This is a genomic window from Fibrisoma limi BUZ 3 (genome assembly GCF_000296815.2).
Taxonomy (GTDB): Bacteria; Bacteroidota; Bacteroidia; order Cytophagales; family Spirosomataceae; genus Fibrisoma; species Fibrisoma limi.
Map to the genome: position 1 here is coordinate 524,626 of NZ_CAIT01000007.1, position 15,835 is coordinate 540,460.

The following is a 15,835-nucleotide window of genomic DNA, read 5'->3' on the forward strand; positions in this document are numbered from 1 at the left end:
GGGGTTGAATGAGAAATATCACTCGTGTTTACTGGTATACAGTCCCGTTTCATGCAGTTTTTTGACAGGGCTGAATTGTAAGGAGATCTCTACGCCGTTGCACTGGGTGATGTCCAGCTTCGCCTTAATTTGTTTGCTCAGTCCCCGAATCATGGTCAATCCGAGCGTTTTGCTTCGTGTAACATCAAAGCCAGCGGGCATACCAATGCCATCATCGGTAATGGTCAACTGATACGTCTGGCCTTCCAGCGCTCTTAGCGCCACGCTCACCTCGCCCCGACGGTTATGAGGAAAGGCATACTTCAAGGAGTTGGTGACCGCTTCGTTGATGATCAGCCCCAAGGGAGTGGCCACCGACACATCGAAGTGGACATCGGCAATGCTGAGCTGAGCACGAACCGAATCAAAGCGGTCGAAAGACTCGATGAGGTAGTCGACAATCTCATGGATGTACTCCTGCATACCGATCTGAGCCAGGTTGTCGGACTGGTAAAGCTTCTGATGGATCAGGGCCATGACCTGCACCCGGTTCTGGCTCTCGCGGATGGCGGCCAGGGCCGAGGGGTCCTGCAGAAAGTTGAACTGGGCGTTGAGCATGCTGGAGATGACCTGTAGATTGTTCTTGACCCGGTGGTGGATCTCCTTGAGCATCCACTCCCGCTCCTCCAGTAGTTGTTCTTTCTCGCTCAGCACCTGCTGAAGCGTTTGGTTCTTCTGATCGATAAGCTGTTGTTTAGCTTCAAGACGTTGGTTACTACGTTGTTTTATTCGGTAGCGGTTGTAAGTCAAGCCTAGTAAAAGCATAAGCATAATTGCTCCGCCAATCATACTCTTTTGCTGGAGTTCTTTTTGCTCAAGGCTAGCCTGCTGAGATGAGTTTCTGTTTTGAAGAAGTTGAATGTTTTTCTCTTTAAGCTTAATTTCTTGATCTTTTTTTTCTGTTTCAAAAGCTACCTGCAGGTTAGCAATCTCCTTATTTTTACTTTCATTTAACAAAGTATCTTGCAACGATTTATAAACCTTGTAATGATCAATCGCCGAACGAAAATTTCCTTGTGCCGAGTCAACCTGAAACGCTAGTAAATGACCGTAAGCAATTTGATCCTTTAGTTTTGTTTGCTTAGCCGATATCTGATATTCATTTATTAACTGTTGAGCCCGTTTTAGTTGACCCGTAGCAAGATAAAACCGTATGGCATACTTGCATCCAATTAAAAACGAATTATTAACCTTTGACGGCAATTGTGAAAATTGATCAACAAGTTGATTACAATAAAGTTGAGCTTGCGGATAATTGCGGGTCTGCTGGTAATAATGAAGGTAGTAACTGGTAAGTCTAATCTTTTCTTCTATCCCTTTAGGCGGAAAATCCGTTGATAAAAGCTTTAAAAGCAATATACTTGACCTGCTATTACCTAACAATTTATAAGCTTCGAGCAAGTTTACACCAACATAGTTTACTGAAAGAGTATCTTTATATCTTCTGGCGATACTAAGTGCCTTTTCATACGAATTACGGGCTAAGTTGTAATCACGTAATTTATAATAAGTTATGCCAAGGCGATTGTAGATGGTGCATAACTGGAGAGAAGTATCTTTACGCATCACGGCTGTCTTCAACGCCAATAAGCCATACTTAAGTCCATTCTGAAAATCTCCCAGATGATTACTGACATCACCTAACAGGTCATAGACGCCTTGTAAATCAGGGTAATTAATCTCTTCATAGATTATCAAAGCTCGCTTTAGCTGCTGAAGAGCTTCAATATAATTTTGTTTTATACTGTTTAAATCACCCAAAACTTTTAGGGTTGTAGCCATTCGTTCCCGCTGCTTTGTTTGGGCAAAAAGCGGTAATGCTGCTTCATAATAGGTAATCCTTTCGTTCAGGTCTTCAATGGAAGTGCCATACGTATTCCCTAGCTCCAGGTAGGCTGCTGCCAGATCGGCAGCGTAATGATGTTTATAGAAATAAGAAATGGCTATCCGATCAAATTTTCGAGCCATTTGAGTTTCTCCTTTCTCTCGATAGCCCTGACCTCCAATCAGATAGGCCTTTCCCTGCCCTTGAGCGTAATGCAATGATCGACTTATACGATATGCCTGTTCCACAAGCATCAGCGCTGTATCAAGATCGGATGGTAGCTCCCCTGGCTTCATGATGTAGCTACGGGCCAGTTCCAGCAGCAAGTTGGCGCGGCTGGTGTCGGGCTTGCTTTGTTTAAGCAGCACCTTCAAACTATCAATGGAATGTGCTTTCGGCTCAGCTACCACGGGCTGGACACTTAACCGAAAAAACCCACAAAGGATCAGCAAAAACAGTGCTTGTTTCATTGACTTTAGAAGGTTATGCAACGCGTAAAGCAGTACCTGAGCAGGACTGCTTTGGTAAAGGTTGAAACGAGGAGGATGAACTTTTACATAAAATACGCCTATTAGTGTCTAAAAATCAAGCTTTTACTCTGCTGCACGTTCAATGCTTTGGCTAGTATCAAAGTGCATCGTCGGCCCAACGGACCAAGCCAGTTTTCGGATCGATGATGTTAAAAATTGAACTTGATTTTCGCCGGATGTGATGACGGATAAACGGCGACAACCGGGCCAGAGTCAGACTACCGTAAAACCGTTGCCCCTCAATCACTAACGTGGGGGTCGTTTGGATACCAAGTTGATAACCCGCCCGCCGGTCGGCCTCAATGCTATGATATACCTGCTCATCCTGCAAATCAGCTAGAAATCGTTTTACATCCAGACCAAGGCGAAACGCCAGTTCAGACAGACCACCTGTCTGGAGCGAGCGCTGCGTAAACAAGGCTTGATACATGGGGTCAAACTGCCCCTGCATTCCGGCTGCTTCAGCTGCTACGGCCGCCAGCCAGGATTCCGAATTGCTCGGATTAGGAAAATGCCGATACGTATATTGAATCTGCCCGCTGAAAATTTTAAGAAGCGTAAGAAGTAGTTGTCGGGTATTTCTACACCGGGGGCACATAAAATCTCCATATTCAATGAGTTCGATCATAATGACATGATTATTGTTACTTACTTTTCTTTTATAGTGCTTGCCCTTCTGTATGCGTCTGCCTGTCTCAAGAATTGCCCCCTGTATATGAGGTTTGTTCAGTCAAAGACTTATTCGCTTGCTGCAACATAAAAACAAACAGCCCAGTCGTCATGCTCAAATACTCCTCATAAATTTCCTTTACCAGGGCATTCAGTATCGCTTCGAGGATCACCTAAGGTGCCAGTCGGCTCTTTTGGCCCAATCAATTGTCGATGTTATTCTAATGGACTATTAATGTATGGCCAAAGTAGGTAAAGCGCTAAAACAGCTACAGCGGCAACGCCAATTCTTCGGGGTACATAATAAGATGTGGGTGGAGGCATGGTGATTACCCCATTTAAATCGGTGATAGCCGGTTGTTTTACATAGCGTCCCTGGGAGGGAATTGACCGGTTTTCAAAATTATGGAGTAGATGATTGAGCCCCAGACTTAACTCCAACCCATGAACCGATACACCATGACCCGTACCAAGAGCCTGAGGCTGCAATTCAGTGAGGAGTTGTACTGATTTTTTTGCCGCGACCCAGTCACACGTAAAATATGCCGGCGGGCCATGAAACTCTTCCCGCTGGATTGCAACAGAATAGCCCGAATTTTGATTGGTCGTGATCAGGGCATCACCCGCTAGAAGCGTACGGTCATTGGAACGAAAAAGAGAAACGTGCCCCGGCGAGTGACCGGGCGTGTGAATGATTTGCCAGTCAGGCAATTCTGGAATCAGCCCATCGGCCGGAATGGGACGAATACGATCACCGAAATGGGTTGGTCCGATAGGGTATAACCAGGAAATGGAGGAAAAGAACCCGCCCCCAATGGCTGGATCAGGCGGTGGGTAGCTTGCTTTTCCCTGTAAGTAAGGCAACTCTAACGGATGCGCATAAACCGGAACCGGCCAGTCGGTTAGAAGTGCCGCTAACGATCCCACGTGATCGATATGCCCATGAGTCAGCACAATTGCATCGGGTTTTGTGCCTAAGCCAAACAACTGTTCAGCTTTTTTCCGAATTCGGCCTGCATACCCCGGCAATCCGGCATCAACCAGAACCCAGGGATTGCCAACACCCGGCTTTCCGATAAAAAATACGTTGACAAAGAACGTTTTGATGCCCGATACATCATTAGTCACATCGTAGGGAGAGGTAGCACGTACAGCTTCCATGCGTTTAATGGGTTGAAGGGGCAAAGGCAGTATATACTGCCTTTGCCCCTACTTACTACAAAAACTTCTTGAGTTCAGCGGCTGCCTGGGTGATTAGCGAGCGCGTTCCTGGAATATGGGCCAGTGGATTGAGCAAACCCCAGTCATGAATCATACCCTGATAACGGATCAATGTTACGGATACTCCGGCTTCATCAAGCTTTCGGGCATACGCTTCGCCTTCATCACGCAACACATCATTTTCGGCCACCTGCACCAGCGCGGGCGGTAAGCCTTTCAATTGATCAAGGCTTGCCTGCAGCGGAGCCGCGTAATACGACTGTCGATCCTCAGGATTCGGTGCGTAGTTATCCCAGAACCAGATCATCATATTACGGGTCAGAAACCGATCTCTCGCGTATTGATGATAGGATACCGTATCAAATTCAGCACTTGTAACGGGCCATAGCAACACCTGTAATTTTATAGTAGGTCCTTTCTTATCTTTCGCCATGAGGGCTACCGCTGCCGTCAGGTCCCCTCCGGCGCTGTTGCCGATCACAGCCAGCCGGGAACCGTCAACATTCAGTTCAGCACCGTTTTCGGCGACCCATTTTGTTGCTGCATAGGCCTCGGTCAGGGCGGTCGGAAAGCGGGCTTCAGGCGAGCGGGTATAATTGACAAAAACCGCTACTGCTCCGGATTCAACCACCAAGTCTCGTACCAGCCGCTGATGTGTTGGAAAGTCACCCAGCACCCAGCCCCCGCCGTGGAAGAACATAAAAACGGGTAACGTACCGGAGACCCCTATTGGCCGTACAATGTCCAGATCAATGGATAAACCATCCTGGGCAATGGTCTGTTGGGCAAAATAGACGCCGGATAAATCCACTTCCACTGATTGCTGTGCACCTTCCAATACACGCCGGGCTTCGGCTGGACTCATTTGTTCCATCGGCTTTCCGCCACCGCTGTTGAGCGTATTGAGAAACGCTTTGGTGCGGCTTTCAATAGCCGGATCGGTGGCCGGGTCAATGGGGGAGATAGTTGTTTCTTCCTGGGTTGCCATACTATAAATAATGCAGAGTGAAAAATGTTGAGAGCTTAATGGCTAAGAAGGAAAGCGATCAATTAATCTCTTTCAGAATACTAACCAGTTCATCTGGCTTTGCCCAGTATGGACTGTGGCTTGTATTCATGGTGTAGATTTTAGCAATTTTGCCTGGATAGCCATCGATCATCCGCTGCTGCAATGCTGGTCCGACTCCCTGATCTTTCAGGGTCTTAATGTAATATTTGGGAATCTTCCCAAAGTTGGCATCCGTCAGGCTGGCTTTGGCCTGAAAGACGGCCAACGGTTCGGGGCGTGTTTTAGCGGCAACTTTCTGAATTTCCTCCGAAGCATCAATGGCAAAGACCTGAACGAGTACGTTTGGGGGTAAGGAAGCTACTAATCCATTTTCCTCCGGATGCAGATTAGGTCCTATCAGGCTTTCGGTATCGGACGATGCCAGTTCGTACAATGTTTGACCATCCTTGGGTAAAAAGGCGCACAGGTAAACGAGTTTTTCGATTTTAGCCGGAATTTTCTCGGCTACTTGAGTTACGACAAAGCCGCCCATGCTATGCCCTAACAAGACTACCTTACCCGAAATGGCATTGATTTTATTAACAACAGTATTGACGTATAAGTCAAAATTGGCCTGAGAAACGGGTGTTTGATCATTGCCGTGAGCAGGTAGGTTGAAAGAAACCACCTTGTATCCCGCTTGTTCTAGCTTAGGCTTAACCAGGTGCCAGGCGTAGTCATCAGCAAATGTGCCATGTACAAAAACGAAAGTTGGTTTGGATGGAGGCACCGACTGTTGATCGTTGCAGGACGCAGCCAGAAAAGGGCTGGCCATAATGATGAGAGTCAATAAAAGTCTCATAATGAAGTTGCGTTAGGAGTAAAAAGCTTGATATAATTGAGTGCGGTACTTTTTTAATAAATTCTCTGCTTATGTAGCTTGGCTTACTTTGGATGTTACTGCCACGGTGTCAAGCCATTCGAGGATATAGTCAGCATCTTCCTGCCAGGTAGGCTGCCCAAGGACAAAATGATTTCGTCCAGAAAATTCTTTGAAATCCAGAACAGAGTCGTTTTCTTCATAAGCTTCGACATTGCGTTTATTCAGGTGAGTTGGAATTAGATGATCGGTGCTGCCAGCAGTAAAAAGTAGTGGAGCATGAGGCTTTTCGAAGTCCACTTTTGCGGCATCGGTCAGCGCACCCCGAACTACAGTTTTGGATTCGGGAATTACGAAAGCATCATAAGCTGCTTTTTGCTCTTCGAGCGGCATGCCATTGACAAAGGCGTATTGAAAGTCTTCAAACCTCATGAGATAAGTTTCCTCCAAGGGGGTAAAGAGACCAAGTGATTTCCAGCTTCCTCTCAAAAAAGAGAATTCATACGGTATGACACCCAGTGGTGGAAGGGAATGAATTGCAACCCCAGCCGCTGCCAGATCCCGATTAACCATGATTTGGGTCAGTAACCCTCCAGTAGAATGACCTATAACGATAGGTTTTTCCGGTAAACTGGTTATCACGGCAACGTAGTGATCAATCACCTGGGTCAACGTCATGGTTGCCAGATCTACGTCGTTAGGTTGCCGCGCCCGGAGTTCGGCCGCTGTTCCGTCCTTGTAAGGCCAGGGGGGAGCTAAGGTTGTGTATCCTTTGCGTTGAAAATAGGTTTGCCATTCATCCCAGCAATGGTGGCTAACAAAGGCCCCTGTTATAAAGACAATATGTCTGGAACTGGAGGTTTTCATGTGCGTTTAGTTGATAGAATATGGAGGAAAGATTTCTCTATAAAGGTCCGGATGATAGCCGGGAGGGTATCAGTAAAAATTGATGATAAAGTGGTAACAATAAAGGAATTACGACGTGCTATCTTTTGGTTTAGGGTGAAGTAGGCCAAGCAGGAGTAAGCCTGGAAACACGACAACGCCTAAACCCTGCCATTGGGCTGCTAATGCACCTAACAGGCAACCCAATAGGAAGCCAAGAATTACAACCAATTGCTTGTTCAGGCTTTCTCTTTTGGCAGCACTATCCATTCGTATTAACAAATCTATGCTATCCAGTGCCGCCTGTGTAACATTACCCGTCATCACCGTGGTAGGCCCAAACGTCTCCTGGCTGTAGAGTTTCCCGAAGGTGTTTTGAAGCCCCATCGCAAAAACGATTTGTAATGGGATCAACGGTAGCAGCCAAACAAGATTCGCAGACTGTTGAGTCATATAAGCTTGTAAACCACTGCCAATCAGTAAAAAACCTTCTAAACGCAACAATCCATAGCGCGAAGGCGTCTTCTGGTCGATCCACCGTCCAGTCACCACAGCCAGAAAAAAAACAGGAAACGTCAGCAGTTTCATCCACGCATTAGTCTCGGTATGGTACACCAAATCATAGGCTAGCACGATGAAGTTTCCCGTTACGTGGGCCGAAAACACTTCGTTAGCCGCAATGAACGTGACCGTATCGCAGAATCCAGCTACCAGCGTCAGCACAAAACTCAATTGCCGGATGGACAGGTAAATAGGTAGCATCAACATCGTTTTTATCGGAGGTGAGCCCGTAGCATCCAAGCCATTTTTTCATGCGTTTCCATCAGTCCAGTGATAAAATCGCTGGTTCCAAGGTCCTTTAATTCGTCAGCAAGACGATTAATGATTTCCCGCAAACGACTAATCAGGCTTTCATGGTCAGCGAGCAGTTCTTTGATAAAGCCAACGCCGTCGTTCGTTTCTTGCAAGCGTTCGCTTAGGTGCGTCAGAGCCAGAAACTCTTTCAGTGTAGACGGCGCATAATGTCCCAAGGTGCGAATCCGCTCGGCTACTACGTCTAGAATATCGTCCAGTTGTTCATATTGGGCTTCAAAAAACTTGTGCTTGTCAAAGAAGTCTGGGCTTTCAACATTCCAGTGCGCCCGTCGGGTTTTAACGTATAGCACGAATTCATCCGCTAGAACTGTGTTAAGTAACTGGGCGACTGAACTCAGATTTTCCGGTTTAATACCAATTTGTGGAAGCATTTTTCAAGGGAGGTTAGTACTAAGTAATGCATCATGGGAGCAACGACCACAGGTAATAATCAACAGACTGAGTGCCAGCCCCCATCAGTAACAGCAGCACGAAACAGAGCGTATACATGAATGGAATGTCCCTAACCAGGGGCGAATCATGGCGATGTACAACGCTGTAACCAATGGCAGTTACTGAGATTACCGGCAATACCACCAATCGGGTTGCCAGACCTGCCATGACCAGAAATGGGACAATAGTATCTGAAACGGTTGCAAGCAGGTTGTTAAGTTTTGGGGGCAGGCCCAGTGGATTAGGGATAGTTTCAGGCACATCATTAGTGGGCCTTAACTTTTTTAAACCATGCACCAACAAAAGTTCACCAGCTAGTAGGATGCGAAACCCAAATAATGCCCAATTATTAAGCTCGCTTCCAACATCTGAATGCAGCATCAATTTCAGAAAATCGTTCATAACGGTTATCTATATACGTAGCCATTAAAAGGCAAAACAGGAACACCCTAAAGCGCCCCAAAACGCCGTATAATTCGAGATGGGAACGTTACTTTTCCGAGCAACATCGTGCTGATGACCGTGAACTCCGCAACTGCCGACACACTGGTGGATGGTTGATGCAGTATGTAAATGGGCTGTTCCTGTCGACGTAGAGCTAACTGAATGCCGGGTAGGCGAATAATACCCATTGTATGGTTTTGTGGGTGACCAATCGGGCAGCACCGGAATAGACGGGGGAGCAAAGGACGAAAACTCACCTTTGGCATAAACAATCCGTCCCCCTACCACCGTCAGTTCAGCCTCAATTTGTTTTATGGCCTCATCATCAATTTGAAAGAAGTCTCGGTCCAGTACGGCCATGTCAGCCAGCATGCCTGCTTGGATCATGCCTTTTTTGTCCTGTTCCGACGAAAACCAGGCACTACCCCGTGTATAGAGTTCGAGGGCCGTTTCGCGACTAAGCCGAGTGGCTTGATTGTAGAGTTGTAAGCCCCCAACCGTTTTGCCTGCCGAAAGCCAGTACAAGGCTACCCAGGGATTATAGGTACTAACCCGGGTTGCATCAGATCCAGCTCCTACAGGAACGCCCATCGACAGCATCTGCTTCACCGGAGGAGTATGCTGGGCAGCATCGGCACCGTAACGGTCGGTAAAGTATTCTCCCTGAAAGGCCATGCGACTCTGGATGGCAATCCCTCCGCCCAGGGCTTTGACCCGCTCGATGTTGCGCTCGTCAATAGTTTCGGCGTGGTCAAAAATCCAGGTCAAGCCATCAAAAGGAATGTCCCGGTTCACTTTTTCAAAAACATTTAAAAACCGGGTAATACTTTCATTGTAAGTTGCATGCAGCCGGAAGGGCCAGCGGTGTTCGACCAGTAACCTGATGACCCGTTCCAGTTCAGCTTCCATCGTTTCGGGTAAATCAGGTCGGGGCTGCACAAAATCCTCAAAGTCGGCAGCCGAGAACACCAGCATTTCGCCCGCGCCATTGTGACGGTAGAGGTCATCGCCCTGATGAAGCATAACCGACTGCGTCCACTGCTCAAAATCATCGTACTCCTGTTTAGGTCGCTGCGTAAACAGATTGTAGGCGATGCGAACAGTGAGTTGTTCCTGCTGGTGCAGGTCGTGGATCACCTGATAATCATCTGGGAAGTTCTGGAAGCCCCCGCCCGCGTCAATCACGCTGGTGATGCCAAACCGGTTTAACTCCCGCATAAAATGCCGGGTTGAGTTGACCTGATGCTCGTAGGAAAGCCTCGGCCCTTTTGCCAGCGTTGAATACAGAATCAGCGCATTCGGCGTAGCCAGAATTAGACCGGTTGGCTCCCCATTATGGCTTTTTTGAATCTGGCCGCCGGGCGGAGCTGGGGTGTCACGGGTGTAGCCAACGGCCCGCAAAGCAGCCCGGTTCAATAAAGCCCGGTCGTAGAGATGTAAAATAAAAACGGGCGTGTCGGGGGCAATGGCATTCAGTTCATCGAGTGTTGGCATGCGCCGTTCGGCAAACTGGAACTCCGTCCAGCCACCGACAACCCGGACCCACTGGGGAGAGGGGGTTCGGTCAACCTGTTCTTTGAGCATCCGCAGGGCGTCGGCCAGCGAGGGTACTCCATCCCAGCGCAGTTCCAGGTTGTAATTCAGACCGCCCCGAATCAGGTGCGTATGCGAGTCGTTCAGACCAGGAATGACTCGCTTCTTTTTCAGATCAATACAAATCGTTTGATCAGAGGAAAGCGCCAACACCGTTGCGTCGTCGGCAACCGCCATAAATTTTCCATCGTTGATGGCTACGGCGGTTGCCTGCGGGTTAAGCCGATCCACGGTGTGAATCAGGCCATTGTAAAAGATCAAATCTGCTTTCATGGCTTGTATTCGTTAAAAGGGTCATTCTCTACCGGCTGGTCATTAAAATTTAAAAACGACTCGACTATTGGTAAACAGCGCATCCGTATTTGCCGGGATGATGCTGCGGATGAAGGGACCGATTTGGAAAAATTGTATGCCAACATCGGCAACCACAAATGGACTGAACGCATAGATCAGTTTGCCCAGGTAGGCCGTGCCAATGTATCGCTCGCGCGAGCCGAAGCCAGACTGGTTAAACGCCCCGTTGGGTTGATATACACCGTCCTGCAACGCATATCGCCAGTTTAACACAACCTCTAGTTGACCCTCAAGAGCACGACTTAACTGCCATGAACTATAAGGGTGCAGATCAATCAGGTTGGCAGGACCGATTTGGGGGTCAAAGCCAAAGTAGCCGCCTTTTGGATAGAGTGGATTGAACGTCCCCAGCCGTCCGTCGTCCCGTTGTAAGTCCCCGCTGATATAGTCGTGCCGAATGCCAAGTAGTACGGGGCGCTTTAGCCAGCTAAGTCGATAACCCAGATCCATCGAAACCGTCCAGGCCCTGATGGGTTTAGTGCCGAAGCGCCCGAACTGGAAAGCCGCTTCGAGGTTATAGATCAGTCCAGTACCCGTATTTGCCAAGCGGGTCCCAAGGGTATGCCGCTGTTCATCAGCGATTTCGGATTCATAGACCCTGGCATGCTGACGATACCCCAGGTAATACCATTCCCATAATCGATTTTTCCCAATGACGGTCTGCATATACAGGCCCCATAGATTGGCTTGCCTGCTGGCTTTGTTGTCGAAAACACCGGGATTGATCGTATCGGCCATCATTAGAAAGCCGTCTATCCTTGTTTTCTGATACTGGTACATCAACTTAATACCCGTGAAGTAAAGCCGCACATTGGGCAACTCCCGAACTGAGATCAGTCGACCGCTCCCGTAATCCAGTTCCTGTCGCCCAAGCCGAATCGTTAAGCCGCTTCGCTGAGTCGTGAAGAGCTTTACATCAGCGAATAGGTTTTGTATAGCTAGCTGGTCCTCATCAATTGGGCGGGGGCCGTCTTTGCGTCCACTTTCCAGGGCACTCCGCAGTTGGAAAAACAGCCGAAGCCGATTACTCAAGTGAAGGTCGGTATGCAGTACATAGCGTTGTAGAATAAATCGGTTAACACCTATACTCGCTTTGTCCCAGTTTTCGTTCTTGAAAATTGCGTAGTTCAACCGGGCTTCGCCACCTATTGAGCCGTATGCCTTTTGGTCTTTGGACAGTGGAATGAATTTAATCCCACGGTAAAATCTCAAGGACGTATCATCGGGCATCAAGCCATAAACCTCCTCATACCGCATGAGTTTAAAAGGTTGGCCCGTGGTGCTAAGGGGTATCAACCAGCTCAGGAAAATAGATACTAAGCAGGTTGATGTAGTGCAGGGAATATCCACCTCGGTCATTCCAGCTTTGGCGCATGGCTACCGGCTTAGTGTACCAGTGCATGGTGCGCATACTGAATACCGATTCCATAAGCCCCTCCGTATTTTTTTACCAGGTCGGTTACCGGGCCATACGTTTCCTGACGAGCCCAGTCGCGTTGCAGTTCCAGTAAATATTGAATGGCAGTCATGGGCATGACCCCAGCCTGGATCATTCGCTGAATGGCTCGCTCGTGCGCTTCGGAGGAGACATCCCCGCAGGCGTCTGTAATGACGTATACTTCGTAGCCTTCCGTAATGGCCGACAACGCCGGGTCCAGGATGCAGACGCTGGTCCAGAGTCCGGCCAGCACCAGCTTTACTTTTCCCGGCGCTATAATTGCCTGATAGGCCGCTTCATCTTCCCAGGCATTCATCGTTGAGCGGTCGATGTAGTTCGATGATTCTTTGGGGTAAAACTCCTCTACTTCCGGAAATACCGGGCCACTGAATGAATCTTCGGCCACCGTAGAAACGACGGTGGGAACATTAAATAGTTTAGACGCTCCAGCAATGATGGCCACGTTGTTGCGGAACTCGCCAATGTTGCTGCTTTTAAGCGGAAACAGCATCTGGCTTTCAAAGTCAATTAGCGCCAGCACGTGATTTTCGGGCGTTAAAAGCAACGGAGAGATTTTAGGTGCGTAGGACATGGTTTGCGTTGTTTTTGTTAATAGATGTATGGGAAGAAAAATAGACAGCGGTTAGGGCAGCCTGTGGTCTGATGCACTAAACCAGATTAGATTTTTAAAACTCTTCCGGATTACTATAGGGGTGACTCCACAGCACGGCTGTCAGTGTAACGGCTTTAAACCAGGCTGCGTGCATACCGGACACTATATCGGCGTTATGCCCCTTGGCAGCTAAAAAATCCTTTATGGTCAACGTTAAAGGCACAATAAAGGCCAGGATATAGCGCAGGTGAATGATCGGTTCGGCCTTAGCTTCATCCGTCCGGTTCTTCTTGGTCAAATGATGACGCAGTGCTATTTCCTGTTGATAGGCTAACCAAACTTCGTCGTAGGGACGAGTGCAGGTATCTATAATCCACTGTCCAAATCGCTTTCTTACGGCTGCCAGATAATGCGCGTCAAGCTGTTCATGTTGGCCAAAGTACCGTATCAGGTGTGGATGGCTTCCCACAAAACCATACCAGACGTCAAGTACGGCCTTTGTCTGATCAGCCAATACGTCGCCGGCCAGTCGCAGCAGGCGCTCGTCATCCTCGCTGAACAAAACAGTTTTCTTCAGTAAGAGGAGTTCCTCGATTGAAATCGGCGATTTCGAGAGCGGCTGTCCGTAGGTGTATCCCGGAATTGTATTGTGTTCAATCATAGTTATGATTATTTAAAACATAAGAATTTAACAGTTATGGTTGAGTAGCTCCGCCACCCACGAAGGGGCTAATTACTCTTATGGCATTGATCATCGTATCAATTTTCTAAACCGGTGTTCTCAGCCGCTAAAAATTAGCCGACTGTGTAGGTGATCATCCTTACCGGAGCGTTGCACTTACACCGCCCTGTCAGCGAATCGTTAATTTCCTGACAGTTACTCATATCTCATTTAAGTCATGATGCTACTGGGTTGCTTCACCTGCTGTTCTTATGACACCATTCAGACAGGGAGACAGTGGCTTTTATAGTTACAGACTGGCCGCACGTTGATCAATAATTAATTCATGATTCAAGGATTGAGTAGAATTAATAAGACGATTAGCGAAACAAAGGTCTCCCTGATTATTAGTAGATTATCAGTAATAATTCGATGCAATTCAGTAAGAATCGCTGAAAAGTAAATATTGCTAGTAGCGACCTCTTGGAGAGATATATCTTGGTAAGTAGCAAGTTGAAGGGTGTTCCCTAAATACGGCTTTGCTAAACATTTTCTTTAGATCACGTGTGCCATAAAGAAGAGGGTGATTTTACCAGCGCAGCAGCAAATGCCCTACGCATAGTCACGCATAAGGCGTTTTCGTATTGTTCTGACGAAACTAGCTGACTTTTTAGCTTTAGAATGGCTCAGTTGTTGGGACAAGCTAATAGGTTAACGTCAGAAGTCACCACAGGTGTCACAACTGGTTGGCGGAGAAATGTTTTCTGAGTTGATTTTTAATCCGCAGTAACTGAAGCATCGACGACATACCAATCTGTATTGAAATCATTACAGGCGAAGAACCGGAAGAAAAGCCAACAGGCGACCGGCAACAACGACCGCATCTCGCTTCTGACTAAAGTGTAATCGGGCTGTATTTCAGCATGTGCATAACCCTCAAAGCCGAGTATCAATGATTCCCCTTAAATCGATATGTAGACCGGAATTTTTGACCGGCATTCCAAAAATATAACCCAACTTTTTAAAAAGTTGGTAATGAATAATCCTCGGTAGTCACTACCGAGGATTTGTTATATTCATACGCTTGTCTTGTTACGTGGCGTATTAGTTGCTCGCCACTTCCATCGTTTTGCCTTTGTCGACGGCTTTCATGACGCGGAAGAAATTGCCACCCCATATCTTCTCGATGTCTTTCTTCGAGTAGCCCCGACGTAGAAACTCGACCGTAAAGTTCTCGTACTGGCTCACATCGAAACAATCGGCAAGGGCACCACCGCCGTCAAAATCGGCCCCCATCCCCACGTGGTCAATGCCGATCAGCTTGACAATGTGGTCGATGTGATCAACGGCATCTTTTACCGTTGCCAGTTGAACGGGAAACTTTTTGTTTAGCTCCGTAAACTCGTCGCGAAGTTTTTTCTGATCTTCCTCCGACAACCGGCTCAGGGCAGCCATCATACCCCGGCGGTCTTTCACCCCCCATTTTTCCATCATGGTCTTCTGGGCGGCTTCGCGCTGGGGGCTGGGCGGAATGGTTTTAACGTAATCACTCAGCAGATTCAACTGAATGACACCCCCGTTTTTCGCCAGGGCTTTCAACATCGCATCCGTCAAATTGCGTGGGTGATCGCAAATGGCTTTCGCGCCCGAATGCGAGGCAATGATGGGTACTTTCGACAAACGGACTACATCGTAAAACGTGGAGTCGGATACGTGTGATACATCGATCATCATACCCAGTCGGTTCATTTCAGCGACGACCTGCTCACCCAACGGGCTGAGTCCCTGATACTCCGCCCCTTTCGGATCGGTCGATGAATCGCAGATGTCGTTGTTGCTCGAATGACACAGCGTCATGTAGCGGGCACCTTTGTTGTAAAACTCTCTCAACAGGCCCAGGTCGTGGCCCATCGGATACCCATTCTCTACACCAAGAAAAATAACCCGTTTGCCCGACCTGTTGATGGCAAAAGCTTCTTCGGGCGTGGTGGCCAGTTGGGCCTCCGAAGTGGTCTTTTTGAGCGTAGCGTCGATGGCATCGAAGATAGCCATTGCCTTTTTCTTCGCTGCTTCGTGCCCTTCCGGCGTGCGTGGCCCCTGACCCAGATACACCGCCCAGAAAATAGCATCAAGCCCCCCTTTCCGCATCCGGGGATAATCGACTTTGCTGTTGGTAATACGGGGGTCATTGTCTTTGGTGACATCGAAATCGCCCCTCGACAATAACATGGGCGTATCGGCATGGGTATCCACCGTAAATGCTTTTTCGTGAATCTTGTGCGCTTTTTTGAGCAGTGCTCTGTCGTCCTGCGCGGTGGCGGTAAACCCGACCAGACAAGCCAGGACTGTACCAGCGAGTTGATGTTTCATAGAAGAAATGAATTCTG

14 protein-coding genes are annotated in these 15,835 nt (G+C 48.0%); all 14 read right to left on the reverse strand.

The features are described from left to right. Window positions 1–18: 18 nt before the first annotated feature. On the reverse strand, window positions 19–2,334 hold the full coding sequence (locus BN8_RS18350; RefSeq protein ID WP_009283420.1) for a tetratricopeptide repeat-containing sensor histidine kinase: 2,316 nt from the start codon (window positions 2,332–2,334) through the stop codon (window positions 19–21). Between the two features lie 157 nt (window positions 2,335–2,491). Next, window positions 2,492–3,022, reverse strand: coding sequence for a DsbA family protein (locus BN8_RS18355; RefSeq protein WP_040006238.1), 531 nt, complete (start codon window positions 3,020–3,022; stop codon window positions 2,492–2,494). A 257-nt stretch (window positions 3,023–3,279) separates the two neighbouring features. Continuing rightward, on the reverse strand, window positions 3,280–4,224 hold the full coding sequence (locus tag BN8_RS18360; protein WP_009283422.1) for an MBL fold metallo-hydrolase: 945 nt from the start codon (window positions 4,222–4,224) through the stop codon (window positions 3,280–3,282). Between the two features lie 55 nt (window positions 4,225–4,279). Then, complete coding sequence (locus BN8_RS18365; protein WP_009283423.1) at window positions 4,280–5,272, reverse strand: alpha/beta hydrolase; 993 nt, start codon at window positions 5,270–5,272, stop codon at window positions 4,280–4,282. A 58-nt stretch (window positions 5,273–5,330) separates the two neighbouring features. After that, window positions 5,331–6,134, reverse strand: coding sequence for an alpha/beta fold hydrolase (locus BN8_RS18370; RefSeq protein WP_009283424.1), 804 nt, complete (start codon window positions 6,132–6,134; stop codon window positions 5,331–5,333). Between the two features lie 69 nt (window positions 6,135–6,203). After that, complete coding sequence (locus tag BN8_RS18375) at window positions 6,204–7,019, reverse strand: alpha/beta hydrolase (protein ID WP_009283425.1); 816 nt, start codon at window positions 7,017–7,019, stop codon at window positions 6,204–6,206. Window positions 7,020–7,127: 108 nt separating this feature from the next. Then, complete coding sequence (locus BN8_RS18380) at window positions 7,128–7,799, reverse strand: YoaK family protein (protein ID WP_040006327.1); 672 nt, start codon at window positions 7,797–7,799, stop codon at window positions 7,128–7,130. A gap of 11 nt (window positions 7,800–7,810) precedes the next feature. Next, window positions 7,811–8,284 (reverse strand): Dps family protein, encoded by a 474-nt coding sequence (locus BN8_RS18385; protein ID WP_009283427.1) that lies wholly within the window; start codon window positions 8,282–8,284, stop codon window positions 7,811–7,813. 31 nt (window positions 8,285–8,315) lie between these two features. Next, a complete protein-coding gene (locus tag BN8_RS18390; protein ID WP_040006239.1) occupies window positions 8,316–8,747 on the reverse strand; it encodes a DoxX family protein in 432 nt (143 codons plus the stop codon). Window positions 8,748–8,771: 24 nt separating this feature from the next. Further along, a complete protein-coding gene (locus tag BN8_RS18395; RefSeq protein ID WP_009283428.1) occupies window positions 8,772–10,655 on the reverse strand; it encodes an amidohydrolase in 1,884 nt (627 codons plus the stop codon). Window positions 10,656–10,697: 42 nt separating this feature from the next. Further along, window positions 10,698–11,993, reverse strand: coding sequence for an alginate export family protein (locus tag BN8_RS18400; protein WP_192579074.1), 1,296 nt, complete (start codon window positions 11,991–11,993; stop codon window positions 10,698–10,700). A 128-nt stretch (window positions 11,994–12,121) separates the two neighbouring features. Then, on the reverse strand, window positions 12,122–12,766 hold the full coding sequence (locus BN8_RS18405) for an isochorismatase family protein (protein ID WP_009283431.1): 645 nt from the start codon (window positions 12,764–12,766) through the stop codon (window positions 12,122–12,124). A 94-nt stretch (window positions 12,767–12,860) separates the two neighbouring features. Then, window positions 12,861–13,448, reverse strand: a complete 588-nt coding sequence (locus tag BN8_RS18410) for a protoglobin domain-containing protein (RefSeq protein WP_009283432.1) — start codon at window positions 13,446–13,448, stop codon at window positions 12,861–12,863. 1,104 nt (window positions 13,449–14,552) lie between these two features. Beyond that, on the reverse strand, window positions 14,553–15,818 hold the full coding sequence (locus BN8_RS18415; protein WP_009283434.1) for a dipeptidase: 1,266 nt from the start codon (window positions 15,816–15,818) through the stop codon (window positions 14,553–14,555). Between the last annotated feature and the right edge of the window lie 17 nt (window positions 15,819–15,835).